Here is a 24,589-nt window from a genome sequence, read left to right on the forward strand (position 1 = left end):
ACGAACGCCGCCTGGACGGACACGATCCGCTGGAATCCGGACATGGTCTCGGGGCCTCCGTGTCAGACCCCCCTGCGATAATCGAATGTATGTTCGATCCGGCGCAGGCAAGTTTCGACCAGGTGCTGGCCGTGACGCGCCCGGAGTCGGTCGAAGCGCGCGAACTGATCTCCGCCGTGATGGCGGCGGCCCGTCGGGAGAACCAGCAGGCCGCCGCGCGGTTGACCGCGATCGGCGAGTTGTATGCGGTGCGGTTCGCCGAGCGCGACGAGCTCAGCGACCAGTGGGCCGTGGACACCGAAAGCGCGGTGGCCGTCGAGATCGGCGCGGCACTGAACATCGCCTACGAACGGGCCAAGGACCAGGTCGGCCTCGCCCGCGGCCTGCGCGAACGCCTACCGTTGGTCGCGGCGATGTTCCGCGCCGGTGAGCTCACCCTCGACATCGTCGACACCCTGCTGCACCGCACCACCCTGATCACCGACCCCGCTGTCTTGACCCACGTCGACGCCACCCTGGCCGGCGCGGCGGCCCGGTTGATGAGGCTGAGCTACGGCCAGGTCTGCGGGTACATCGACCGTGTCATCGCCACCCACGATCGGGATGCGGTGCGGCGCCGCCAGAAAGCCGCCGACGAACGTGAGGTGTGGGTCATCGACGGCCTGGACGGGATGAGCAGTTTCGGTGGCACCATGCCCACCGCCGGGGCCCGGGTGTTCGACAACCGCCTCGACGCGCTCGCCGACACCGTCTGCCCCGATGATCCGCGCACCAAGAAGCAGCGCCGCGTCGACGCCATCGAGGCCATCTCCAGTGGCGCCGACCACCTGGGCTGCCGATGCGGCAACCCCGACTGCCCGAACAAGAACGCGATCGCCGCCCCGTTCGTCATCCATGTCGTTGAGGGACCCGACGAGCACGCCGCGGCCGCCGACACCGACGCCACTGCCGATCCGGGTACCGCTGACTCGGTGGCGAGCCTGGTGCACAACGACGGCCTCCTGCCACCCGAACAGCTCACCGGCCTCGCCGAGCACGCCACCATCCGGCCACTCATCCACCCCGGCGACGCCGCCCCCGAACCGCGCTACACCCCGTCGCGGAATCTGGCGGAGTTCGTGCGGTGCCGCGACATGGGCTGCCGATTCCCCGGCTGCGACGTGGCGGCCTTCAGCACCGACATCGACCACACCATCCCCTACAGCCAAGGCGGACCGACCCAGGCATCAAACCTCAAATGCCTATGCCGCCTACACCACCTGATCAAAACCTTCTGGGGCTGGCACGACCAACAACACCGCGACGGCACCGTCATCTGGACCAGCCCCGCCGGCCAGACCTACACCACCAGACCGGGAGCGGCGCTGCTGTTCCCGTACCTGTGCACCCCGACCGCCGCGGCGGTCATCACACCACGGACAGGGAACCACTGCGGTGAACGCACCGCGATGATGCCCAAACGGCAACGCACCCGAGCCCAGAACAAAGCCGCCCGCATCGCCGCCGAACGCCAAGCCAACCGTGAACACCGCGAAGCCCGCCGCCAAGCCCGCCGACAAGCACTCGACAAACTCTTCGCCCCCAAGCCACCACCGCAGCCCGGCGACGAACCACCACCCTTCTAGCGGGCGCGGTCACCACCCCTCGGTGAGCACGCGATCGAGCGTGTCCACGTAGAAGTCGGCGGATTCGACGTCGATGCACAACGGCGGCTTCGTCTTCAGGATGTTCGAATGGTCGCCCGTCGGCTGGATGATCACCCCGAGTTCCAGCATGCGCTCGCAGATCGCGGCGGTCTCCTCCGTGGCCGGCGCCAAAGTGTCCGGATCGCGGATCATCTCGACGCCGAGGTACAGCCCGATGCCGTGCACCGTGCCGATGATCGGGTGCCGGGTCTGCAGCTCCTGCAGCCGGGCCTTCAGGTGGGCGCCGACGTCCGCCGCGTTCTGCTGCAGGGCCTCGTCGCGCAACACATCGAGCACGGTGATGCCGATCGCGCACGACACTGGACTGCCGCCCGTCGAGGAGAAGAAGTAGCCCTGCGACCTGAACGCCTCGGCGACGGCCCTGCTGGTGACCACCGCACCGAGCGGCGAGCCGTTCCCCGTCGACTTCGCCATCGACACGATGTCGGGCACCACATTCTGCTGCTGAAAACCCCAGAACCAGTGGCCCAGTCGGCCGTAACCCACCTGCACCTCGTCGGCCACCGCCAGCCCGCCCGCCGCACGCAGCGCGGCGTAGATCCGCTCGAGATAATGATCCGGCAGCGCCATCCCGCCGGCGTTTCCGTACACCGCCTCACAGATGAACGCCGCCGGAGGCCTGCCGTCGGCGACGAGCTGCTCGATCTTCGCCACGGCATCGTCGGTGTACCGGCCCACGTCGGCGCCCCGGTACGTACCGCGGAAGCTGTTCGGCGAGTCGACGACGTGCACCCAGTCCGGCCGAGTGGCAACGGCATTGGGGTTGTCTGCCGTCGACGTCGACACCGCGTCTGTCGCATACGTCCAGCCGTGATAGGCCTCGCGTACCGCGATCACGTCGCGTCGGCCCGTCGCCGCCAGTGCCAGCCGCATCGCCAGATCGCTGGCCTCCGAACCCGAATTCACCAGGAACACCGTGTCGAGCGGATCGGGCAGCGACGCGGCGAGCCGCTCACTGAACTCGACCACCGCCTCATAGTTGAACCGCGAGTTGGTGTTCAGCTTGCGCAGCTGTCGCGCTGCGGCATCGGCCACCCGCGGGTGCGCATGCCCGAGCACCGTCACGTTGTTGACCATGTCCAGGTAGCAGCGCCCCGACGTCGACATCAGGTAGTGCCGCCAGCCCCGCTCGATCCGCGGCGGCCGACGGTAGTAGTGCTCCTGCACAGGCGCGAAACTCCTGTCGCGCCGGGCCATCAGATCGTCGTCGAGCGCATCGGCATCGACCGCGGAAAGTCCGAGCAGAGGCCGGGGATCCCGCGCCAGCGCCAGCCAGCCCCGTGCCAGCTCCGGCCGCGCCAGCGCAGGCGCCCGCGGCGCTCCGGCCGGCTGAACGGTGACCTCACACCACTGTCCCGCGACCGCCTCGCCCAGCGGCGCGCCCGCGGCGACCGGACCGGCCGGCGCACCGGCCACGCCCGTCAGCGTCAACGTGAAGTCACCACCTCGAACCACCGCGGCACCGTCGACGTGCTCGACCTCGCCATCCCACGGCGCCACCAGGCCGACGGTATCCGCCGGCCACATCCCGATCCCCGTGGCGACCACGTCGGCGCTGCTATGGCTCAGCCTCGGAGCACGACTCAGCCGCGGCTCACCGAACGTCGTGACCACCAGGGCCGCCCCGCCGCCGATGGCCGCGCGTGCGGCCGCATCCTCGACGTCCTCCCGCAGCCATCCGCCCGGTGCGAAGGCGTCGTCGTACACATCCGACGTCACCGAAAGATCCAACGCGACAATGGCTTCGGGATCGACTCCGGTGACCAGCATCCCGGCAGGTTGCGCGGCCGGCGCCGCAAACCCGAGTTCCGCCCGCAGCAGCGCCGTCATCAGCTCCTGCGGCACTGACACCGCCTGTTCGAACATCCGCCATTCGCCATCGGCGTGCTCGGTGACGTAGTCGTTGTCCGGATCGATCGCCGCCTGCTGCGCGCCGCTCACGATCAGCACCGCGGTCCGCAGCACCAGCATCGGCCAGAGCGCGTCGACCTCTTCCGAACTCAGCGATCGCACCGCGTGGAATGCGCGCACCGCAGGCAGTATCGACGTCGGCTCGGCCCCGGGGTGCCCGAGCACCGACGACGCTGTGATCGCCAACTCCGAGACCGCCCAACTCGTGGTGAGGTCGCCGAAGTCGATCACCCCGTCCGGCCGCACCGAGCCGTCCGCCGCGCGCGACACCACCACGTTGGCATCGGTGAGGTCCAGATGAACTGCCTGACTGGGCAACTCATCCGTCAGCACTTCGATCCGCGTCCAGGCCTCCCGCGCGGCCTGCTCGACCAGCGCACGACGGGCCGGATCCGCGACGTGACTGCCGAGCGCCGCCACCACGTCCGCGCCGTAGCGCAGATCCCACTGCAGGATCCGGTCCAGACCCGGGTGCTCGAACCCGGCCAGCGCGCGGCTGACCCGCCCGGCGATGTCGCCCAGCCCGCTGATCGCGGCAGGCGACAGGTAACCGGCGTCCAACAGCGTCCCGCCGGGCAGGAACCGCAGCAAGCGCACGTACGCCGTGCGGTCCAGTAGCCCGTCGATCGCGGTGCAGGAGTCACCGGTCCGGTTGGGCAGGGGCACCGCGATCCGCAGTGCCGGTTCGGCTGCGGCGATGAGCGCGGTGGCCTCGTCCTGCGCGGCCAGTTCGGTTTCCGTGAACGCGGGATTGGCGATCTTCAGCACGCCGACGATATCGCCGTCGTCGCCGCGCACGAGGAAGTTCTTGTCCTGCTGGCTGCCGAGTGACTCGGCGTGCCCGCTCACGCCGTAGTGCGCGGCGAGCAGCTCGTCGGCCTGCGCCTTGGTCACCTGCGGTGCGGGCAGTTCCGGCTCGGCGAGGAAGTTGAAGCCGACGGTCCGGCGGTCGTTGCTCACCGGCTGACGAAGGACACCACGACTTCGGTGAAGGCGTCGTTGTCGTCGCCCGCCGCGGTGTGGCCGGCTTCGGCCAGTTCGACGAACTCCGCCGCAGGCACCTTCGCGAGGAAGTCCTTGACCCCATCGGCGCTCACCACGTCGGAGAGCTTTCCACGGATCAGCAGGATCGGGATGGTCAACTCGATCGCCGATTGTTCGAGCTGATCCTCCCGGACGAACGGGTCGTCGTTAGGCGCGGTGAGGAACGCCGGATCCCAATGCCAGTACCACCGGCCGTCGCGCTGCCGGAGGTTCTTCTTCAGGCCCTCCGGGCTGCGGGGCTTGGCGCGGTGCGGCAGGTATTCGGCGACCGCCTCGGCGGCGTCCTCGAGCGAATCGAACCCGTGCACATGGCTGAACATGAAGTCGCGGATGCGCGCGCTGCCGTCCTTCTCGTAGCGCGGCACGACGTCGACGAGGACCAGTTGCGTGACCTTCTGGGGCCCGGCCCGGTGGGCGACCGTGATGCCGGTCAACCCGCCCATGCTCGCGCCGATCAGTGCGACGGGCCTGCCGATCTGGTCGATCACCGCGAGGGTGTCGGTGCACAGCGCCTCGACTGTGTAGTTGGCCTCGGGGGAGCGGTCGCTGTCACCATGGCCCCGGCTGTCCAGCGCGACCACGTGCAGCCCCTGATCGGCCAGTATCTGGCCGGTCTTCTTCCATGAGAAGCGGTTCTGGCCGCCGCCGTGCAGCATGAGAACGGTAGGCCTACCGGCCGAGTCCGCGCCGCGGTTCCACTCGTCGGCGACCAGCGACAGTCCCTCCGCGCCGCGGAAGGTGACGGTCTGCGGCTGGATCTGATCGGACTTCGCGGTGCTCACAGCCTCACGCTATCGCGGCGGCGATGAGGTTCCCGGCTGGGTCGAGTCTCACTTCATACGAGGTCTCCAGCAGAAAGGATTCGCCATGCCCGCCATCACGCCGTCGCTCTGGTTCGACGACAACGTGGAGGAAGCCGCCGCGTTCTACACATCGGTGTTTCCCAACTCCCACGTCGAGCAGATGTACCGCTACACCGAAGCCGGGCCCGGCACGCCCGGGGAGGTGGCATACGGCACGTTCGTCCTGGACGGCACCCGCTTCCTCGGCATCAACGGCGGCCCCGCGTTCCAGTTCTCCGAAGCGGTGTCCTTCGAGGTGCTCTGCGCCGACCAGGACGAGGTCGACCACTACTGGAACGGCCTGGTCGACGGCGGCGAGGAGTCGCAGTGCGGCTGGCTCAAGGACCGCTTCGGGCTGAGCTGGCAGATCGTGCCGAAGCGGCTCTACGAGTTGCTGAACGATGCTGACCCGGCCCGTGCGGAGGCCGCGACGAAAGCCATGCTCGGCATGCGAAAGATCGTCGTCGCCGAATTGGAGGACGCCGTCGCCGCAGTCTGAGCCGCCCATCCTCCGGGGAGTCGCCGAGGCCGCGGATCGCCGTCCCGTACTTTGAAGGCGGAGTGCCGCGAAGGAGCGACCAATGCCAAAGCACGCCGCCCCGGCGGACTGGGGTGTCGACGGCGACGTCGACGAGCCGGATGCTGCCGTCGAGTCCGAATCCGAGGACGCAGGCAGCGACACCGAAGCCGACGTCCCACAGAAGCAGCGCAGAGCGCCCTGGTCACTGGTCCGGCTGGCCACCGTGGCCGGACTGGTCGTGGTGCTCGCGCTGGCCGGACTGACGGGCTGGCTCGGCTACCAGGGCTGGCAGGCGCGCCAGGCCGAACAGCAGCGCGAACGCTTCGTCGAAACGGGACGCCAGGGCGTGCTCAACCTGACCTCGGTCGACTGGCAACAGGCGGACGTCGACGTGCAACGCATTCTCGACGCGTCGACCGGCGGGTTCTACGACCAGTTCCAGAAGCGAGCCGCGCCGTACACCGAGGTGGTCAAGCAGGCGAAGTCGAAGTCCGTCGGCACCATCCAGCAGGCCGGCCTCGAGTCGGTGTCCGACACCGGCGACTCGGCCAAGGTGTTGGTGGCCGTGTCGATCGCGGCGTCGAACGCAGGCGCACCCGACCAACCGCTCCGGTACTGGCGGATGCGGGTGACCGTGGATGAGATCGACGGCCAGATGAAGGTGTCGGACGTGGAGTTCGTGCAATGACCACCGAGAACGATCCCGTCGACCCCGACGCGCCCGCTCCCGACAGCGCCGAGCCGGTGACCACGGAGCCCGAGGCGACCGAGCCGGAGGCCGCGGAGGTCACGGAGCCCGAGGCTGAGGAGCCCGAGGACGCCGCAATCGCCGAGGACGAGGCCGAAGAGACCGAGCCCGAGGCCGCATCCGGGATCCAATGGTCGAGGGTGTTCGCCTTCGGGGTGCTGCCCGCGCTGGCGCTGGTGCTCGCCGTCGCCGCGGGCGTGCTCAAGTGGCACGACAGTGAGGTCCGCCAGACCGACGCGGCCCGCGCCGAGAGCCTGCAGGCCGCGCGCAACACGGTGACCGTCATGCTGACCTACGACCCCGCGAAGATCGACGAGCAACTCGCGAACGCCCGCGATCTGCTCACCGGCCCGTTCCGCGAGACCTACACCCGGATGACCAACGAGATCGTCATCCCCGGCGCGAAGGCACAGGGGATCACGGCCGTCGCCGCCGTCCCCGGCGCCGCGATCGAATCGGTCGACAAGAACCACGCGGTGACCATGCTCTACGTCAACCAGAAGGTCAGCGTCGGCGGGCAGATGCCCACCGACAACCTGTCGACCGTCAAGGTGACCCTCGACAAGGTCGGCGACCGGTGGCTCGTCTCGCAGTTCGAGCCGGTGTGAGCGGATGAGCGAACCGCGCTGGCTGGACGTGAGTGTGCCCGCCGGGCGACTTCGGGCACTGGTGTGGGGCCCTGATGACGGCCCGGTTGCGTTGTGCCTGCACGGATTCCCGGACACCGCGTACGGCTGGCGCAAATTGGCGCCCGCGCTCGTCGACGCAGGCTGGCGGGTGGTGGCACCGTTCATGCGCGGCTACGTGCCGTCGTCACTGCCGTCCGACGGGAGCTACCACGTCGGAGCCCTGATGGACGACGCCCTTCGGGTGCTGCAGGCCGCAGGCCCGACCGGACGCGACGTCGTCATCGGCCACGACTGGGGCGCGATCGCGACGGCGGGGCTGGCAGCGATGCCCGACAGTCCGTTCGCGAAGACCGTGATCATGTCCGTTCCGCCGCCGGCGAGTTTCCAGCCGTTCGGCAAGCTGCCCGACCGCGGCAGGCTGGCGGCCCAGCTGCCCCGCCAACTGCTGCGCAGCTGGTACATCACCTACTTCCAGCTTCCGTTCCTGCCTGACCGGTCCGCGTCGTGGGTGGTGCCCAGGCTGTGGCGGCAGTGGTCGCCGGGCTATCCCGCCGGCGAGGACCTCCGCCACGTCGACGCCGCGATCGGCGCGCCGGAGCGCTGGCGGGCAGCACTGGGCTACTACCGCGCGACCGTGCGCAACACCCGCCCGCCTGCGCAGTACGCCGAACTGCACAAGCACTGGCTGGCCGCGCCCCGGCTGCCGACCCTGTACCTGCACGGTGCCGACGACGGCTGCGCCGCACCGGATTACGCGGACTGGGTGCGGCCCGTGCTGCCCGCGGGCAGCGACATGGCGATCGTGGCGCGGGCCGGGCACTTCCTGCAGCTCGAGCAGCCCGACGAGGTGGGCCGCCACATCGTCGGATTCGTCGGCTCCGCACGGTAGCCGTGCGCCGGCTCGCCGCGGCCGATGCCCAGACCCACTGGCTGTCGGCCAAGATGCCCAGCGACCAGTTCCTGGTCTACGGCTTCGCGGGCGGCCCCGCCGACCCGCGGGAGGCCCTCGCCCCGGTGCGTGAGCGTGCGCGCGGCTACGGCGAGTTGCGGTTGCGGGTGCGGGAACACAGCGCACTGACCTACCCCGTGTGGACACCGGCCGGCATCGACGACCGCCAGTTCTGTGTGCAGGACCTCGACGACCGTAGCTGGCCCGGCTGCCTGGCCGCGGTACGCCGGCTCGCCGAGCGGCAGCTGGACGCGAGCGAGATGACCTGGCGGCTGCATCTTTTCGCGGCCGTCGACGGCATTCCCGGCGCCGGCCGCCCGGGCACCGTCGTGGTACTGCAGGTCGCGCACGCCCTGGCCGACGGCGTCCGCGGTTCGGCACTGGCCGCGCTGCTGCTGGGCAGGCCCGGCGGCGTCGAGCCGGTGCCGGTGCCGCGCTTTCCGGCAGCCCGACTGCCGGTGCGGGCGGTCACCGCTGCGCGTGCTCATCGCCGGTTGCTGCGCGATGTGGCCGCCGGAATTGTTCCGCCGCAAGCGGATACCCGGCCACCGCTGCGCACCAACGCCAGGCCGGCAGGTGTGCGGCACGTCCGGACGATCGTCCGTCACCGGCGTGCGCTGCCCGGCCCGACCGTCACGACGGGTGTGCTGGCCGCCGTGTCGGGTGCGCTGGCCGCACAGCTGCGCGAACTCGGCGACGATCCCGCCACCCTCGGCGCCGAAGTGCCGATGGCCGCGGCCGGACAACGTCTGGCGCACAACCACTTCGGCAATGTCGGCGTTGGGCTCTACCCGGAGCTCGACGTCGCCGACCGGGTCCATCGGATCGCGCAGGACCTCGCGGACCGCAGACGCCGCGCCGCGCATCCGGGCATGCAGGCGGCCGGCAGGGCATTCGCGGCCACCCCCGCCCCGCTGCTGCGCTGGGGCGTCGCGCAGTTCGACCCCGACGTGCGGGCGCCGCTGGTCATTGGCAACACCGTCGTGTCCAGCGTCAACCGGGGCGCGGCCGACCTGAGCTTCGGCGGCGCGCCAGTGGTGGTCACCACCGGGTTCCCCGAGCTCTCGCCGATGGTGGGGCTGGCGCACGGCGTGCACGGTATCGGCGACACCGTCGCGATCAGCGTGCACGCCGCCGAGTCGGCGATCGGGGACGTCGACGCCTACACGGCGCGACTGGCCGCGGCGCTCGGCTGAGTGGCGCGCAGCGATGCGATCCCCACGTCCAGCGCGGCCTCCAGGTAACTCAGGTCGCCTGTGCTGAGCAGCACCGACACCCCGCCCTGAATGCCGGCCAGCAGCGCCGCGGCAGCACGCTGCGGATCCACCGACGCGGCGATCTTGTTCTGCGCCTGCATCGCCCGCACGCCCGCCTCGATCTCCATTCGCCATTGATCGATGAGCGTCGTCGTCACCGCCTGCGCGCCGGGCGTGCGGCCGATCTCGGACATCACCGTGGACAGCGGACACATCCGGCCCTGCCTGCGGTACCGCTCGACCACCACGTCGCGCCAGCGCTGCCAGGCCGCCCACGACGTCAGCCGGCTCAGATGCGGCTGCTGGTCGGACAGCACCCGGTCGGCCTCCTGCGCCGCGACGGCGAGCAGCAGTTCGTCCTTGCCGCCGGGGAAGTAATGGAACAGCTGACCCTTGGAGGTCGCGGTGCGGGCCAGCACGTCGTCGAGCGTGGTGGCGACCGCACCGCTGAGGCGGACCTCGGCTGCGGCGCCGTCGATGATCCGCTGCCGGGTGGCGCGTCCCTTCGCGGTGAATTTCTGGACTTGCGGGTCCATTTTTATCGGCGCACTGTCGGACTCATGAGCAAAAACGATACGCGGCTCGCGGGCCGCACCGCACTGGTCACCGGCTCCACCGCAGGCCTTGGAGCGGCCATCGCCCAGGCGCTCGCCGCCGCCGGGGCCTTCGTCGTCGTGTCCGGCCGGAACAAGCAACGCGGCGATGCGGTTGTCGCCGAGATCCGCACCGCAGGAGGCGAAGCGGCCTTCGTCACGGCTGATCTGGGCGGGGGAGCAGAGGCCGCCCGGGCACTGGCCGAGCAGGCCGTGGCTGCGGCGGGCGGCCGGCTCGACATCCTCGTCAACAACGCCGCGACCCTGTTGATGCCGAAGCCGACCGCCGACGTCACCGAGCAGGAACTGCGGGAGGTGTTCGGCGTCAACGTGTTCGCACCGCTACTCCTGACCGGGATGATCGCGCCCGCGATGGCCGAGCGCGGTGAGGGCGCGATCGTCAACATCGGATCCAACACCGGGCTGCGCGGCAGCGCCGGTTCAGCCGTGTATTCCGGCAACAAGGCGATCATCCACTCCTTCACCAAGTCGTGGGCCGACGAGTACGGGCCGTCGGGGGTTCGGGTCAACGCCGTGGCGCCGGGGCCGATCGCGACCGAACGCGCGGTGGAGTTCGCCGAGCACATCGGGCCGATGCTGGCGCGCATCCCTTCGCGGCGCATGAGCACCCCCGAAGAGGTCGCCGCCGCGGTGGTGTTCCTCGCTGCCGAGGACGCGGCGAACATCCAGGGCGCCGTGCTGTCCATCGACGGGGGGTGGGCAGCCGTGTGACAGATGCCCTAGATTCTGTTACGTGGATGCCTACGATTTCGCTCTTCTGGTGCTGCGCGTCGTGCTCGGCCTGACCATGGCCGCGCACGGCTATAACAAGTTCTTCGGCGGCGGGCGCATCCCCGGTACCGCGGGCTGGTTCGAGAGCATCGGTATGAAGCCGGGAACCTTCCACGCCCGGGTGGCCGCCACCACGGAGATGGCCGCGGGCATCGGCCTGGCCGTCGGGCTGCTCACCCCGGTGCCCGCCGCAGGCTTCGTGGCGCTGATGCTGGTGGCCGCGTGGACGGTGCACCGGCACAACGGCTTCTTCATCGTCAAGGAGGGCTGGGAGTACAACCTGATCCTCGCCGTGACGGCCATCGCGATCGCCGGGGTCGGCGCGGGCAAGCTGAGCCTCGACTACGCGCTGTTCCACGGCACCGCGCTGTGGGACTACGTGCAGGGCTGGGGCGGGCTGGCGGTGGCAGTGGTGCTCGGCCTGGCCGGCGGCATCGGTCAGCTGGCGATCTTCTATCGGCCGCCCGCCAAGACCGCGAGCTGACCCGCCACGGTATGCGGTCATCGGGCCAAGTGGGACCACAGGACTAGAACACGTTCTAATCTGTCCGGCATGGGTTTTCTCAAACAGGACGCGCCCGTCGTCGACTACGCCGAATGGAGCAAGGGCACCCGCGCCGAGAGGATCGTGCCGATGGCCCGGCACTGGGCCGAGGTCGGCTTCGGCACGCCGGGTGTGCTTCACCTGTTCTACGTCGTCAAGATCCTGCTGTATGTGCTGGTCGCGTGGCTGATCGTGCTGAGCACCGACGGCATCGACGGGTTCACCGCCGTGGCCACCTGGTACGCCGAGCCCATCGTCTTCCAGAAGGTCGTGCTCTACACGATGCTGTTCGAGGTGGTCGGCCTCGGCTGCGGCTTCGGACCGCTCAACAACCGGTTCTTCCCGCCGATGGGGTCCGTCCTGTACTGGCTGCGGCCGAAGACCATTCGTCTGCCGCCCTGGCCCGGTCGCATCCCGCTGACCAAGGGCGACAGCCGCACCCCGTTCGACGTCGCGGTCTACGGCGCGCTGCTGGTGATGCTGGTGATCGCGCTGTTCTCCGACGGCACCGGTCCCATCCCGGAACTCGGCACCGAGGTCGGCGTGCTGCCGATCTGGCAGACAGTGGCGGTGCTGGGCCTGCTCGCCGTCGCCGGCCTGCGCGACAAGGTGATCTTCCTGGCCGCCCGCGGCGAGGTGTACGCCTCGCTCGCGGTGTGCTTCCTGTTCAGCGGCGCCGACATCATCCTCGCCGCCAAGCTGGTGTGCCTGGTCATCTGGCTGGGTGCGGCGACGTCGAAACTCAACAAGCACTTCCCGTTCGTCATCTCGACGATGATGAGCAACAACCCGGTGTTCCGCCCGCGCTGGATCAAGCGCAAGTTCTTCGAACACTTCCCCGACGACCTGCGACCGGGCCGGGCCTCGCGCTGGCTGGCCCACTTCAGCACCGCCGTCGAGGGACTGGTGCCGCTGGTGCTGTTCTTCAGCCACGGCGGCGTGGCCGGCGCGATCGCGGCGTTCATCATGCTGGTGTTCCACTTCGGCATCCTGTCGTCGATCCCGATGGGGGTGCCGCTGGAGTGGAACGTCTTCATGATGTTCAGCGTGCTGGCGTTGTTCGTCGGCCATCCTGGCATCGGCCTGGGCGACCTGCAGAGCCCGTGGCCGATCGTGCTGTTCGCCGTCGTCGCAGGCACCGTCGTGCTGGGGAACCTGTTCCCGCGCAAGGTGTCCTTCCTGCCCGGCATGCGCTACTACGCAGGCAACTGGGACACCACGCTGTGGTGTGTGAAACCGTCGGCGGCCGAGAAGATCACCGCAGGCCTCGTCGCGATCGCCGCCATGCCCGCCGCGCAGATGGAGAAGTATTACGGCAGCAAGGAGACCGCGGAGATGTACCTCTACATGGGGTACGCGTTCCGGTCCTTCAACAGCCACGGCCGGGCCATGTTCGCGCTGGCGCACCGCGCCATGGCAGGACTGAACGAGGACGATTACGTGCTGACCGACGGCGAGCGCATCTGCAGCACCGCGATCGGGTGGAACTTCGGCGACGGCCACATGCACAACGAGCAGTTGATCGCAGCGATGCAGAAGCGGTGCCACTTCGAACCCGGCGAGATCAGGGTGGTGCTGATCGACGGCCAGCCCATCCACCGCCAGCGCCAGGAGTACCGCCTGGTCGACGCGGCCACCGGCGAGTTCGAACGCGGCTACGTCAACGTGGCCGACCTGGTCACCCGCCAGCCGTGGGACGACACCGCGCCGGTGCACGTGACGTGGCAGAAGGACGGCGCCGACGCTACGTGAGCGTCAGCTCGTCAGCCCATCACGTCGCGGACCTTGACCGTCTCCAGTCCCTGCAGCAGCAACCCCCGCGCCGTGTCGAGATGCTTGCGCCAGTGCGCCTCGGCCGCCGCGCCGTCACCCGAACGCATCAGCTGCAACAGCCGGCGGTAGGACCGCATCAGTTTCTCGTAGTCGGCCTTCGACGGCGGATTGCTCTCGCTCATCGCGAACGCGGTATGGCGCACCGTGATCTCGTGCAGCATGCCCGCCATGATGTTCAGCGTCGCGTTGCCTGACAGCTCGACCATCCGGCGGTGGAACTCGCCCGTGGTCTCGGCCAGCTGACCGGTGTCCCAGCCGACCGGCACGTCCTCGGCCAGCGTTCGTTCCAGCTCGTCGTAGGCGGCGGTGTCGCCGGACTCGGTGAGCAGGCGCACGGCCATCGGCTCGATGCCCGACCGCGCCGTCATCACGTCGGCGATCGTGGCGCCGCTCAGTTCCAGCAGCAGCCCCGCGGGCCGGGCGACGATCTCCGCGCCGGGGACGCGCACCCTGGCTCCGGTGCGCGAACCGCGCCGCACCTCGACCAGGCGCTCGGATTCCAGCACGCGGACGGCCTCGCGCAGCGTCGGACGGCTGACGCCGAAGTGGCTCATCAGCTCGGCCTCGTTGGGCAGGAAGTCGCCGTCCTTGAGCTGACCGTCGACCACCATGCGGCGCAGCGTGCCCGCCACCAGTTCGGCGGTCTTGGGGGAGCGCACGGTGTTCCCCGACGTCACGGCACTCGCCCCCATCATCGGGGCCAGCGGTGTGGTTCGAGGCACGCGTTCTTCTCCGGTGGGGTGTTTGACCTGGCATGCAAGCCAGCTGTACAACTCAGTAAACCATGTGGCGTCGCGCGACGGCGTCGAGTCCGACTCTACCAACCAGTAGGTTGACCTAGTAAACCTACTCGTCTACCTTCGGTGGCGATGCTCATACGGGCCCCATCGGGCTCCCAGGTCGCGTTCAAAGGAGAACTTCCATGGCTGAAGCCGTCATCGTCGAGGCCGTGCGGTCGCCTGTCGGCAAGCGCAACGGCGGACTGTCGGGCGTGCACCCCGCCGAACTCTCCGCGCAGGTGCTCAACGGCCTCGTGGAGCGCGCCGGTGTGGACCCGGCGCTGGTCGACGACGTCATCTGGGGCTGCGTCATGCAGGCAGGCGAGCAGGCGCTCGACATCGCCCGCACCGCCCTGCTGACGGCCGGCTGGCCGGAGTCCGTGCCCGGCGTGACCGTGGACCGCCAGTGCGGGTCGAGCCAGCAGTCCGTGCACTTCGCCGCCGCAGGCGTGGTCGCCGGCCACTACGACGTCGTCGTCGCCGGCGGTGTCGAGGCCATGTCGCGCACCCCGATGGGCGCGTCGCTGGCCAGTGGCGGCAACCCCTACCCGCAGGGCTTCAAGGACCGCTACCAGCAGACCCCGAACCAGGGCATCGGCGCCGAGATGATCGCCGAGCAGTGGGGCCTCGACCGCGCCACGCTCGACCAGTTCTCCCTCGACTCGCACGAGAAGGCCGCTGCTGCGCAGGATTCCGGTGCATTCGAGGATCAGATCGTGGCGATCAGGGACCAGGACGGAAACCCGGTGCTCAAGGACGAGGGCATTCGTCGCGGCACCACCCTGGAGAAGATGGGTCAGCTCAAGCCGGCCTTCAAGGAAGACGGCGTGATCCACGCCGGCAACTCCTCGCAGATCTCCGACGGTTCGGCGGCGCTGCTGTTCATGTCCGCCGAGAAGGCCAAGGAACTCGGCCTCAAGCCGTTGGCCAAGGTGCACACCGCGGTGCTGGCCGGCGCCGACCCGGTGATCATGCTGACCGCCCCGATCCCGGCCACCCAGAAGGCGCTCAAGCGATCCGGGCTGACCATCGACCAGATCGGTGCGTTCGAGGTCAACGAGGCGTTCGCGCCCGTGCCGCTGGCCTGGCTCAAGGACATCGGCGCCGACGAGAAGAACCTCAACCCGAACGGCGGCGCGATCGCGCTGGGCCACCCGCTCGGCGGTTCGGGTGCGCGGATCATGACCACCCTGCTCTACCACATGCGCGACAAGGGAATTCAGTACGGCCTGCAGACCATGTGCGAGGGCGGCGGCCAAGCCAACGCCACCATCCTCGAGCTGCTGTGACAGGAGCCGACACCACGACGGCCCCCGGCGCTCTCGTCGAGCGCCGGGGCAACGTCATGGTCATCACGATCAATCGGCCGGAAGCGCGCAACGCCATCAACTCCGCCGTGTCGATCGCCCTGGGCGACGCACTCGAAGAAGCGCAGCAGGACCCGGATGTCCGGGTGGTCGTGGTCACCGGGGCGGGCGACAAGTCCTTCTGTGCGGGAGCCGATCTCAAGGCCCTGTCGCGCGGCGAGAACATCGGTCACCCCGACCGGCCCGCGTGGGGCTTCGCAGGATACGTCCGTCACTTCATCGACAAGCCGACGATCGCGGCGGTCAACGGCACTGCACTCGGCGGTGGCACCGAACTCGCGCTCGCGAGCGATCTCGTCGTCGCCGGTTCGAGTGCGAAGTTCGGTCTGCCGGAGGTCAAGCGGGGACTGATAGCGGCCGCGGGCGGGGTGTTCCGTCTCGTCGATCAGATCCCGCGCAAGGTCGCGCTGCAGATGATGTTCACCGGAGAACCGATCACCTCGGCCGAGGCACTGAAGTGGGGCCTGATCAACGAGGTGGTGCCCGACGGCGAGGAGCTCGACGCGGCGCTCGCACTGGCCGAACGCATCACCGTCAACGCGCCGCTGGCCGTGCAGGCCAGCAAGAGAGTCGCCATCGGTGCCGACGACCGGGTCGTGGCCGACGACGAAGCCGGCTGGACACGCACGAGGCGCGAAGTCGCCGTCGTCTTCAGCTCCGAGGACGCCAAAGAAGGACCGCTGGCCTTCGCGCAGAAGCGCGAGCCAGTATGGAAAGCCAAGTGAGGAAACGACAATGAAGAGAACGATCTACGACGCCGAGCACGAGGCCTTCCGCGACACCGTGCGGGGCTACATCGACAGTGAGCTCGTCCCGAACGCCGAGAAGTGGGAGGCCGACCGCCTCGTCGACCGGTCGGCCTACGTGGCCGCGGGCAAGCACGGGCTGATCGGTTTCAACATGCCCGAGGAGTTCGGCGGCGGCGGCAGCGACGACTTCCGGTTCAACGCGATCATCGACGAGGAGATCGCCAAGTCCGGTGTGCCCGCGCCCGCGCTGAGCCTGCACAACGACGTCGTCGGCCCGTACTTCAAGGACCTGACCAACGACGAGCAGAAGCAGCGCTGGCTGCCCGGCATCACCAGTGGCGAGACCATCATCGCGGTCGCGATGACCGAGCCGGGCGCGGGCAGCGACCTGGCGGGCATCCGCACCTCGGCGGTCCGCGACGGCGACGACTGGATCGTCAACGGCTCCAAGACCTTCATCTCGTCGGGCATCAACTGCGATCTGGTGGTCGTGGTCGCCCGCACCGATCCCGACGCCGGCCACAAGGGCTTCTCGCTGCTGGTCGTCGAGCGCGACATGCCCGGCTTCACCCGCGGCCGCAAGCTCGACAAGATGGGACTGCACGCCCAGGACACCTCCGAGCTGCATTTCGAGAACGTGCGGGTGCCGAGCGCCAACCTGCTCGGCAAGGAGGGCCGCGGCTTCTACCACCTGATGACGAACCTGCCGTCCGAGCGGCTCTCCATCGCGATCTCCGCGATCGCCGGCGCGCGCGAAACCTGGCGCCAGACACTGCAGTACGCCAAGGACCGCAAGGCGTTCGGCCAGCCCATCGGCAGCTTCCAGCACAACCGGTTCCTGCTGGCCGAGATGGACACCGAGCTCGACGTGACCGAGCAGTACATCGACCGTTGCCTGCAGGGCGTCGTCGACGGTGAACTGACCGCGGTCGAGGCGGCCAAGGCGAAGTGGTTCGCCACCGAGACGGCCAAGAAGATCGTCGACCAGTGTGTGCAGCTGCACGGCGGCTACGGCTACATGCTGGAGTACCGCGTCGCGCGCGACTACGTCGACGGACGCATCCAGACGATCTTCGGTGGCACCACCGAGATCATGAAGGAGATCATCGGCCGCGATCTCGGCCTGTAGACAACGAATTCGGCGCGCTCACGTTCGTCAGACGAACGTGAGCGCGCCGAAATCGCTCTAGGGAACAGCTAGCCGATCGGGGCGTCCGCGGCGGGCATCTCCGCCGGAGCCAGGGGCGGCGTCGTGGTGGTCGTGGTCGTGGTGCTGGTCGGCGACTTCGGCGTCGGGGTGAGCGCCTCCGGCGGGGCGGCCGGGTCGAGCACCGTGTCGATCACGTAGATCCGCGCGTTCTGGGCGGGGATTCCACCGCAGATCACCTTGGCGGTGTCGTTGACCTTGATGTCGCCGTTGGTGCCCTCGACCTTGATCTCGGCGCCCTGCTGGGTGGGCCGCTGACCCTTCACGTCGGCGGGGCCGAGCAGGCCGAGGAAGACGTGGTAGTAGTCCAGGTCCGTCAGCGCGTCGGCATTGGTCTTGAGGGACTCGAGCTGCTCGGGCGGCAGCTTCGCGAACGCCTCGTTGGTCGGCGCGAACACCACGTACGGGCCGTTGTCGAGCACCCCGGCGATGTTGACGGCGGGGTTCAGCTGACCCGAGACCGCGGAGTTGAACGTGCTGATGTCCGGGATCTGCGCCAGCACCTGGCTGACCGGCTGGCCGGCGTAGCTCTTCCAGTTGGGGTTCGCTTCCCGGAACGGGTCGCAGTCGCCCTCGAGGTTGGGCAGCGGGTTCTCCACCGGCTTCGACGGCGTCGGTTCGGGTTGCGCGTAGGCATTGACCGCCAACGGCAGCGACAGGGCGATGGCCGCGGTTCCCACGGCCGCGCCCAGTGCTCTACTGGTGCGAGTCTTCACGTCAGGCTCCTCAGCTCGTCAGAACGCCCTCCCCGATGGGCGGAGATGTCCGGCTACCGGTTCGGCGCCGTCTCGTAGGGTAAAGCCACGAATTGGTAACGGCCAAGTCGAGGTCGAGGGTTGGCGGCCTCCTTCGAGCGCCGAAACCCATCCTGAGCACGGGTTCGAGCGATCGTTACGTCGGATGTGTCACAGTCCGCCGGATACCCAGGCACAGCACCGCCGCCACCCCGCACAGCCCGGCCGCCAGGAAGAACGCGGTGTCGTAGCTTCCGTTGAGGTCGCGCAGCCAGCCGGCGCCTGCCGCCGCGACCGCTGCGCCCAGCTGATGGGAGGCGAACACCCAGCCGAACACCACGGGTGTGCGGGCCCCGAAGTACTCGCGGCACAGCACGATCGTCGGTGGCACGGTGGCCACCCAGTCCAGGCCGTAGAAGATGACGAACACCCAGGTGCCCGGCTCGGTGTGCGGCGCGAGCAGCGACGGCAGCAGCAGCAGCGACACCCCCCGCCCGGTGTAGTAGACGACCAGCAGCAGCCGCGGGTCGACCCGGTCGGTCAGCCAGCCGGAGAACACGGTGCCCGCGACGTCGAGCACGCCGATCGTGGCGAGCAGACCGGCCGCCACGGTGGTGGGCATGCCGTGGTCGTTGGCCGCCGGGATGAAGTGCGTGCCGATCAGGCCGTTGGTCGTCATGCCGCAGATCGCGAAGCTCGACGCCAGCAGCCAGAACGCCGGCACCCGCGCACCGATCGCCAGACCCTCGAACGCCGCTCGGAATCCGCTCGCCGGAACCGGCGCCTGCGGGGCCGCAGCCGTCGCGCCGTACGGCAGCAGCCCCTTGTCCTGCGGTCCGTTGCGCATGAACGCGACGACCAGCGGCACCACCGCGAGCGCGGCCCCGGCCACGATCAGCGACGCCCACCGCCAGCCGTGCGCGGTCGTCACCGCGGCGACGAGCGGTAGGAAGACGAGCTGGCCGGTCGCGCTCGCGGCGGTCAGCACGCCCGTGACGAGTCCGCGGCGGGCGTCGAACCAGCGGGTGGCGACGGTGGCGACGAAGCCCATCGAGATCGCGCCCGTCCCGACACCGACCAGCACGCCCCACAGCAGCACCAGCTGCCAGCTCGCCGTCATCGTCACCGACAACGCAGAGCCCGTCGCGATGAGCAGCAGCGCACCCGTCAGCACGGGGCGCACCCCGAGTCGGTCCATCAGCGCCGCCGCGAACGGTGCCGTCAGCCCGAACAGCGTCATGTTCACCGACATCGCCAGGCCGACGGTCCCGTGCGTCCAGCCGAACTCCTGGTGCAGCGGATTCATCATCACGCCCGGCACCGAGCGGAAGCCCGCGGCGCCCAGCAGGGCGACGAAGCTGACAGCCGCCACCACCCACGCCCAGTGCACGCGGCTGGCCGTGCCGGGTCGCGCTGTCAAAGTCACCTGGCCACTCTCACCCGGCCGGCGAGCGGCGGCCAGTGGCAAGAATGACACCATTCGTCAAAAACATGCCAAGATGGCCCGGTGCACCGGATCGCCGTCCTGCTGCTGCCGCCCGTGATCGGATTCGACGCCGCCATCGCGCCTACGCTGTTCGGCGCAGCCGCAGGCCCCGGCGGAGAACCCCTCTACGAGGTGATCACCTGCGGCCTCACCGCGGGTCCGGTGCCGTCGACCACCGGGTTCGCCGTCGTCCCGACCGCAGGCCCGGAGACGCTGGCCACCGCGGACACCGTGGTGATCCCGGGCACTCGCTACCCGGCGGTCCGGGTCGACGGCGTGCTGCCGCCCGAGGCGAAGCAGGCACTGGCGGCAATCCCGCCCGGAGCGCGCCTGGTCTCGATCTGCACCGGAGCGTTCGTCCTCGCGGCGGCGGGCCTGCTCGACGGCCGCCCCGCGACCACCCACTGGCAGCACGCCGACGAGTTGCGGCGGCTCTACCCGGCCGTAGACGTCGACGAGAACGTGCTCTACGTCGACGACGGCGACGTGCTCACCTCCGCCGGGCTGGCCGCCGGTATCGACCTGTGCCTGCACCTCATCCGCACCGACCACGGCGCCGCGGTCGCCAATGCGGTGGCCCGGCACTGCGTCGTCCCGCCGTGGCGCGAAGGTGGGCAGGCGCAGTTCATCGAGCGTCGCGACGACGACGTGGCCGGCGGGGGAGTGTCGACGGCGCCCACCCGGGAATGGGCGCTGCACCGGCTCGACGAGCCGCTGACCTTGCAACGCCTCGCCCGGCACGCGCACATGAGCCCGCGCACCTTCATCCGCCGGTTCCGCGAGGAGACCGGCCAGGCACCGGGCGCGTGGGTGCGGGGCCGCCGCGTCGACCGCGCCCGCGAACTGCTCGAGTCCGAGGACCTCCCGGTCGACGAGGTGGCCCGGCTGTCCGGCCTCGGATCGAGCGGCAACCTGCGGCATCATCTGCGCCGCGGCGTGGGGATGTCACCGACCGGCTACCGCAAGGTCTTTCGGGGTTCCTGACCACGTCACCGCGATCGGCTCCTACGATGTCGGCCATGTCGCAGCCGCTGATCCTGGCCCTACGCGGGCACACCCCGAAGCTGCACGCCGAGTCGTGGATCGCCCCGAACGCCGCGGTGATCGGGCAGGTGTCGCTGGCAGCCAGGGCCAGCGTCTGGTATGGCGCCACCCTGCGCGCCGAGGTGGAACCGATCGAGATCGGATTCGGATCGAACATCCAGGACGGCGTCACCGTGCACTGCGACCCCGAGTTCCCGGTGTGCATCGGCTCGGCGGTGAGCGTCGGCCACAACGCCGTGCTGCACGGTTGCACGATCGACGAGGGCTGCCTGATCGGCATGGGCGCCGTGATCCTGAACGGCGCGCACATCGGCGCCGGCTCGCTGGTGGCCGCCAGTGCGCTGATCCCGCAGGGTGCGGTCATCCCGCCCAGGTCGCTCGTGACGGGCGTGCCCGGCAAGGTGCGACGCGAGCTCAGCGACGCCGAGGTCGCCGCCAACCGCTACAACGCCGAGGTCTACCAGCGGCTCATCGACCATCACCGCGGGGCCACCGTGGTCAGCCCGACGCCGGAGTAACGGGGCCGATCCCCGGCCGGCGCAACGGTTCTCGCGGCCACGGTGAACGTTGTGCGGCGCGTCACAGTGACCCCCCGCACGTCAGGGTTCCCGACGCTGCGCTCCGGGTACAGGCCTACGGTGAGCAACATGCGGATCCTGGTCACCGGCGCCACCGGCTATGTCGGATCGCGGCTGGTGAGCGCCCTCGTCGAACAGGGCAACACGGTCGTGGCCGCCACCCGCAATCCCGACCGGCTGGCGACGTTCGGCTGGCACGCCGACGTCACCGGTGTCTCCCTCGACGCCGGAGACCCCGCATCGGTCAAGCAGGCGCTGGCCGACGCCGGCCCCATCGACGTCATCTACTACCTGGTGCACGGCATCGGCCAACCCGACTTCCGCGACGCCGACAACCGTGCCGCGGCCAACGTCGCCGCCGCCGCCCGGGACGCCGGCGTCAAGCGCATCGTGTACCTCGGCGGCTTCGTACCGACCGACGACACGCTGTCCGAGCACCTGGCCAGCCGCGCCGAGGTGGCGGAGGCGCTGAAGATCGAGGGCGGTGCCGACGTCGTGTGGCTGGGCGCGGCGATCATCATCGGCGCCGGATCGACGTCCTTCGAGATGCTGCGCTACGTCGGTGACCGGTTCCTGGTCATCCCGCTGCCGAAGTGGGCGGCCAACCCGATCGACCCCATCTCGATCCGCGACGCGCTGCACTACCTGGTGGCCGCCGCGGACACCGACCGGGTCCCTGCCGGCGCCTACGACATCTCCGGCCCGGAGACCACCACCTACGGCGAACTGCTGACGAAGTACGCGCACATCGCCGGCAAGTGGCGGGCGCCGCTGCCGGTCCGCGGCATCGACACCTCGATCGTCTCCAAGGTCACCGGCCTGGTGCTGCCCGTGCCGGGTGGTCTGGCCGGCGATCTCGTTGAGTCCCTTGACCACCCGATGACGGCGTCCGGCGACGGGCTGCGCGACCTGGTGCCCGACCCGCCGGGCGGACTCACCTCGGTCGACGAGGCGATCACCCTTTCGCTGGCCAGGCAACGACCGCGTCCGGTCAACGCGCTCGCCGACGTCCACCAGCTGGCCGACACCGATCCGGATTGGGCCGGCGGTGACGTCCAACGGATCACCCAACTGATCCGCCCGTTCACGCTGCTCATCGCGCGGCCGGCGCTCGGACTGCTCGGCGCCGTGCCCGGCCCGGTGGCCGCGGCGGTGCGCACCGGCCTGGACACCGTCATCGCTCTCGCCCCGAAGGTGGGCCACTGATGACCGAGGTGTCGACGAAGTCCTGCGACGAACGCAGTGGCTTCTTCTCCGAGGCCCGCCGCATCCTCACCGGCACCGCCGAACCGCACAACGAGGGACCGGGCACCATCCGCCGACGGCGGATCTTCGTGGCCGTCTTCGTGGTCGGCGGATTCGTGCTGCTGGGGTATTCGCTGCGGCTGCCCCCTGGCGACCCGGCGTTCTACTGGTTCACGATGGGGTTGGCGGCCTGGTGGATCGTGGGCGCCTTCGTCTCCGGCCCGGTTCACCTGGGCCGCATCTGTTTTCGCGGACGCAACCAACGGCCCGTGATCACCGGCACCGCGATCGGCCTGGTGCTCGGCGGCGCATTCGTGGTCGGCGGCCTGGTCGCGCGCGAGATCCCCGCGGTCCGTGACTACATCGTGCAGGTGCTCGAATTCGCGAACCAGGGTTCACTGCCGGTGATCGTCGCGATCACCGTGATCAACGGCCTCGCCGAGGAGATCTTCTTCCGCGGCTCGATGTACTCGTCTCTGGGCAAGCGGAACAACGGGTGGTTCGCGTTCATCGTGACGACGCTCGTCTACGTGGTCGTCACCGGTGTCAGCACGCAGAACCCGATGCTGGCGTTCGCGGCCATCATCCTCGGCACCATCTGCGCGTTCGAGCGCCGCGCGACCGGCGGTGTGCTCGCCCCGATGCTCACCCACTTCTTCTGGGGCCTGGTGATGGTGCTCGCGCTACCCCCGATCTTCGGCGTCTGACCCAGCCGGCGTCTAAAGCAGCGGGTTCGCCACCTCGTCGCGCGGCATCCGGGCCGCGCACACGGCGACCACCGCCAGCAGCACCGGCACCACACCGGAGACCCAGAAGATGGTCTGCATCGACACCACCTTCGACAGCGGGCCGACGATCGCGAACGACAGCGGCATGAACGCCAGGGACACGAAGAAGTCCAGGCTCGACACCCGTCCCAACATGTGCCGCGGTACCCGCCGTTGCAGCACCGTGCCCCAGATGACCAGTCCCGCACCGTCGGTCACGCCGATGACGAACGTCGCGGCCGCCATCACCGGAAACGACGAGGTGGTGCCGATGACGACGAGCGGAATCGAGCCGACGCTCCACATCGCCATCATCACGGTGAGGTAGCGCCGCGGCAGGCGCCGCGAGGACACCGCGAGCGCGCCGATCGCGCTGCCCACCCCGAAGAACGCCAGCACGAAGCCGTACATGCGGGCGCCGTCGGCGAAGCGGTCCGCGACGATGAAGGGCAGCAGCACCTCGATCGGACCGAGCACCACGAGCACGAACAGGCTGGCGAACAACAGCGTCCACAGCAGCCATGGCGTGGCGACCATGAAGACGAACCCGTCGCGCAGGTCGCGCAGCATCTGCGGCTTCTCGCCGACGGAATCCTCGACGGCCTTGGTCGCCGGACGGGTTGCGACGAGCAGCAGCAGGCCCAGCGCGAACAGTCCCGCGACCACGACGGCGCCGACCGAAGGGAACGTCGCGCCGATCACCAGGCCCGCCACCGCCGGCCCGACCGATCGCTGGAACACCGGCCGCACCACGCCTTCGACGCCGTTGGCCGCGAGCAGCTGTTCGGCGGGCAGGATCCGCGGCAGGATCGCGCTGTAGGCGGGGAAGAAGAACGCCGCCGCGATACCGAGGACGGCCGCGGCCACCGCGAGATGCCAGATCTGCAACGCGCCGAGCAGTCCCAGCGCTGCGACCGTGGCGACTGCCGCGAAGTTCACGGCCGCGACGGCAATGATGATGGCGCGCTGAGGGATTCGGTCGGCCGCGATACCGCCGACCAACACGAACGCCACCAGGCCGCCTGCCAGGCAGGTCGCGACCAGTGACAGCGACGCCGGATCGTCGTCGATCGCGATGACCTGCAGCGCCATCACCACCGTCCACATGCCCTCGGCGAAGATGGACAGCGAGACCGCGGCGATCAGCAGCCGGTACTCGCGGGAGCGGAAGGGTGCGAGCACGCGCCAGCCGCCGGCCGGTGCCGGCTGCGCGATATCGAACTGAGTGCTCACACTGTCGATGGTCGCCGACCGGTTGGCCCTTGG

The 24,589-nt window shown here is 69.5% G+C and carries 23 protein-coding genes; 16 read left to right on the forward strand and 7 right to left on the reverse strand.

The features are described 5' to 3' along the window. Positions 1-89 precede the first annotated feature (89 nt). Positions 90-1,625 carry a DUF222 domain-containing protein gene (locus tag ACPCHZ_RS20645; RefSeq protein WP_423486446.1) on the forward strand — a complete coding sequence of 512 codons (1,536 nt, stop codon included), beginning with the start codon at positions 90-92 and terminating at the stop codon, positions 1,623-1,625. 9 nt (positions 1,626-1,634) lie between these two features. On the opposite strand, the gene ACPCHZ_RS20650 is transcribed toward ACPCHZ_RS20645, so the two are convergent. After that, the gene (locus ACPCHZ_RS20650; protein WP_423486447.1) at positions 1,635-4,577 is read right to left on the reverse strand and encodes an aminotransferase; all 2,943 of its coding nucleotides are present in this window, start codon (positions 4,575-4,577) and stop codon (positions 1,635-1,637) included. Then, the gene (locus ACPCHZ_RS20655; protein ID WP_423486448.1) at positions 4,574-5,443 is read right to left on the reverse strand and encodes an alpha/beta fold hydrolase; all 870 of its coding nucleotides are present in this window, start codon (positions 5,441-5,443) and stop codon (positions 4,574-4,576) included. Before ACPCHZ_RS20655 ends, ACPCHZ_RS20650 begins: the two co-directional genes overlap by 4 nt. Positions 5,444-5,528: 85 nt before the next feature. On the opposite strand from ACPCHZ_RS20655, the gene ACPCHZ_RS20660 reads away from it, so the two are divergent. The 5 genes from ACPCHZ_RS20660 to ACPCHZ_RS20680 all read left to right on the forward strand — a co-directional run bounded on the left by ACPCHZ_RS20660 (position 5,529) and on the right by ACPCHZ_RS20680 (position 9,545). Continuing rightward, positions 5,529-6,002 carry a VOC family protein gene (locus ACPCHZ_RS20660; protein WP_423486449.1) on the forward strand — a complete coding sequence of 158 codons (474 nt, stop codon included), beginning with the start codon at positions 5,529-5,531 and terminating at the stop codon, positions 6,000-6,002. 82 nt (positions 6,003-6,084) lie between these two features. Beyond that, positions 6,085-6,711 (forward strand): Mce protein, encoded by a 627-nt coding sequence (locus ACPCHZ_RS20665; RefSeq protein WP_423486450.1) that lies wholly within the window; start codon positions 6,085-6,087, stop codon positions 6,709-6,711. Continuing rightward, the gene (locus ACPCHZ_RS20670; protein WP_423486451.1) at positions 6,708-7,379 is read left to right on the forward strand and encodes a hypothetical protein; all 672 of its coding nucleotides are present in this window, start codon (positions 6,708-6,710) and stop codon (positions 7,377-7,379) included. The genes ACPCHZ_RS20665 and ACPCHZ_RS20670 overlap by 4 nt, the downstream gene beginning before the upstream one ends. Positions 7,380-7,383: 4 nt before the next feature. Next, a complete protein-coding gene (locus tag ACPCHZ_RS20675; protein ID WP_423486452.1) occupies positions 7,384-8,289 on the forward strand; it encodes an alpha/beta fold hydrolase in 906 nt (301 codons plus the stop codon). Between the two features lie 2 nt (positions 8,290-8,291). Next, positions 8,292-9,545, forward strand: a complete 1,254-nt coding sequence (locus tag ACPCHZ_RS20680; protein WP_423486453.1) for a WS/DGAT domain-containing protein — start codon at positions 8,292-8,294, stop codon at positions 9,543-9,545. On the opposite strand, the gene ACPCHZ_RS20685 is transcribed toward ACPCHZ_RS20680, so the two are convergent. Continuing rightward, the gene (locus ACPCHZ_RS20685) at positions 9,512-10,141 is read right to left on the reverse strand and encodes a TetR/AcrR family transcriptional regulator (protein ID WP_423486454.1); all 630 of its coding nucleotides are present in this window, start codon (positions 10,139-10,141) and stop codon (positions 9,512-9,514) included. The genes ACPCHZ_RS20680 and ACPCHZ_RS20685 overlap by 34 nt on opposite strands. A gap of 24 nt (positions 10,142-10,165) precedes the next feature. Here ACPCHZ_RS20685 and ACPCHZ_RS20690 point away from each other — a divergent pair, with 24 nt between their 5' ends. The 3 genes from ACPCHZ_RS20690 (at position 10,166) to ACPCHZ_RS20700 (ending at position 13,286) form a co-directional block, all read left to right on the forward strand. Further along, positions 10,166-10,930: an SDR family NAD(P)-dependent oxidoreductase gene (locus tag ACPCHZ_RS20690; RefSeq protein ID WP_423486455.1), complete on the forward strand. Its 765-nt coding sequence runs from the start codon at positions 10,166-10,168 to the stop codon at positions 10,928-10,930. 22 nt (positions 10,931-10,952) lie between these two features. Continuing rightward, positions 10,953-11,474 carry a DoxX family protein gene (locus ACPCHZ_RS20695; protein ID WP_423486456.1) on the forward strand — a complete coding sequence of 174 codons (522 nt, stop codon included), beginning with the start codon at positions 10,953-10,955 and terminating at the stop codon, positions 11,472-11,474. A 69-nt stretch (positions 11,475-11,543) separates the two neighbouring features. Next, a complete protein-coding gene (locus ACPCHZ_RS20700) occupies positions 11,544-13,286 on the forward strand; it encodes a DUF3556 domain-containing protein (protein WP_423486457.1) in 1,743 nt (580 codons plus the stop codon). 11 nt (positions 13,287-13,297) lie between these two features. On the opposite strand, the gene ACPCHZ_RS20705 is transcribed toward ACPCHZ_RS20700, so the two are convergent. Continuing rightward, positions 13,298-14,089, reverse strand: a complete 792-nt coding sequence (locus ACPCHZ_RS20705) for a FadR/GntR family transcriptional regulator (protein WP_423486458.1) — start codon at positions 14,087-14,089, stop codon at positions 13,298-13,300. Positions 14,090-14,289: 200 nt separating this feature from the next. Between ACPCHZ_RS20705 and ACPCHZ_RS20710 the strand changes: the two genes are divergently transcribed. Genes ACPCHZ_RS20710 through ACPCHZ_RS20720 form a run of 3 tightly spaced genes read left to right on the forward strand, consistent with a single transcriptional unit; the run spans position 14,290 to position 17,391 of the window. Next, positions 14,290-15,435 carry a thiolase family protein gene (locus tag ACPCHZ_RS20710; protein WP_423486459.1) on the forward strand — a complete coding sequence of 382 codons (1,146 nt, stop codon included), beginning with the start codon at positions 14,290-14,292 and terminating at the stop codon, positions 15,433-15,435. Next, a complete protein-coding gene (locus ACPCHZ_RS20715) occupies positions 15,432-16,238 on the forward strand; it encodes a crotonase/enoyl-CoA hydratase family protein (RefSeq protein WP_423486460.1) in 807 nt (268 codons plus the stop codon). The genes ACPCHZ_RS20710 and ACPCHZ_RS20715 overlap by 4 nt, the downstream gene beginning before the upstream one ends. Before the next feature lie 10 nt (positions 16,239-16,248). Continuing rightward, complete coding sequence (locus tag ACPCHZ_RS20720) at positions 16,249-17,391, forward strand: acyl-CoA dehydrogenase family protein (protein ID WP_423486461.1); 1,143 nt, start codon at positions 16,249-16,251, stop codon at positions 17,389-17,391. A gap of 68 nt (positions 17,392-17,459) precedes the next feature. Here the strand turns inward: ACPCHZ_RS20720 and ACPCHZ_RS20725 are convergent, their stop codons facing one another. Together ACPCHZ_RS20725 and ACPCHZ_RS20730 are read right to left on the reverse strand one after the other, a co-directional pair. Next, the gene (locus ACPCHZ_RS20725) at positions 17,460-18,185 is read right to left on the reverse strand and encodes a fasciclin domain-containing protein (protein ID WP_423486462.1); all 726 of its coding nucleotides are present in this window, start codon (positions 18,183-18,185) and stop codon (positions 17,460-17,462) included. Positions 18,186-18,360: 175 nt separating this feature from the next. After that, positions 18,361-19,671 carry an MFS transporter gene (locus ACPCHZ_RS20730; RefSeq protein ID WP_423486672.1) on the reverse strand — a complete coding sequence of 437 codons (1,311 nt, stop codon included), beginning with the start codon at positions 19,669-19,671 and terminating at the stop codon, positions 18,361-18,363. A gap of 39 nt (positions 19,672-19,710) precedes the next feature. Here ACPCHZ_RS20730 and ACPCHZ_RS20735 point away from each other — a divergent pair, with 39 nt between their 5' ends. The 4 genes from ACPCHZ_RS20735 to ACPCHZ_RS20750 all read left to right on the forward strand — a co-directional run bounded on the left by ACPCHZ_RS20735 (position 19,711) and on the right by ACPCHZ_RS20750 (position 23,263). Continuing rightward, positions 19,711-20,673 (forward strand): GlxA family transcriptional regulator, encoded by a 963-nt coding sequence (locus ACPCHZ_RS20735; protein WP_423486463.1) that lies wholly within the window; start codon positions 19,711-19,713, stop codon positions 20,671-20,673. 26 nt (positions 20,674-20,699) lie between these two features. After that, the gene (locus ACPCHZ_RS20740; RefSeq protein ID WP_423486464.1) at positions 20,700-21,251 is read left to right on the forward strand and encodes a gamma carbonic anhydrase family protein; all 552 of its coding nucleotides are present in this window, start codon (positions 20,700-20,702) and stop codon (positions 21,249-21,251) included. Positions 21,252-21,371: 120 nt separating this feature from the next. After that, positions 21,372-22,517, forward strand: a complete 1,146-nt coding sequence (locus ACPCHZ_RS20745) for an NAD(P)H-binding protein (RefSeq protein WP_423486465.1) — start codon at positions 21,372-21,374, stop codon at positions 22,515-22,517. Between the two features lie 8 nt (positions 22,518-22,525). Next, complete coding sequence (locus ACPCHZ_RS20750; protein WP_423486673.1) at positions 22,526-23,263, forward strand: lysostaphin resistance A-like protein; 738 nt, start codon at positions 22,526-22,528, stop codon at positions 23,261-23,263. Positions 23,264-23,275: 12 nt separating this feature from the next. Here ACPCHZ_RS20750 and tet(V) read toward each other — a convergent pair whose 3' ends face one another. Next, positions 23,276-24,538, reverse strand: a complete 1,263-nt coding sequence (tet(V), locus tag ACPCHZ_RS20755) for a tetracycline efflux MFS transporter Tet(V) (protein WP_423486674.1) — start codon at positions 24,536-24,538, stop codon at positions 23,276-23,278. Between the last annotated feature and the right edge of the window lie 51 nt (positions 24,539-24,589).

This window comes from Mycobacterium sp. NPDC050041 (assembly GCF_049541695.1).
Lineage (GTDB): Bacteria > Actinomycetota > Actinomycetes > Mycobacteriales > Mycobacteriaceae > Mycobacterium.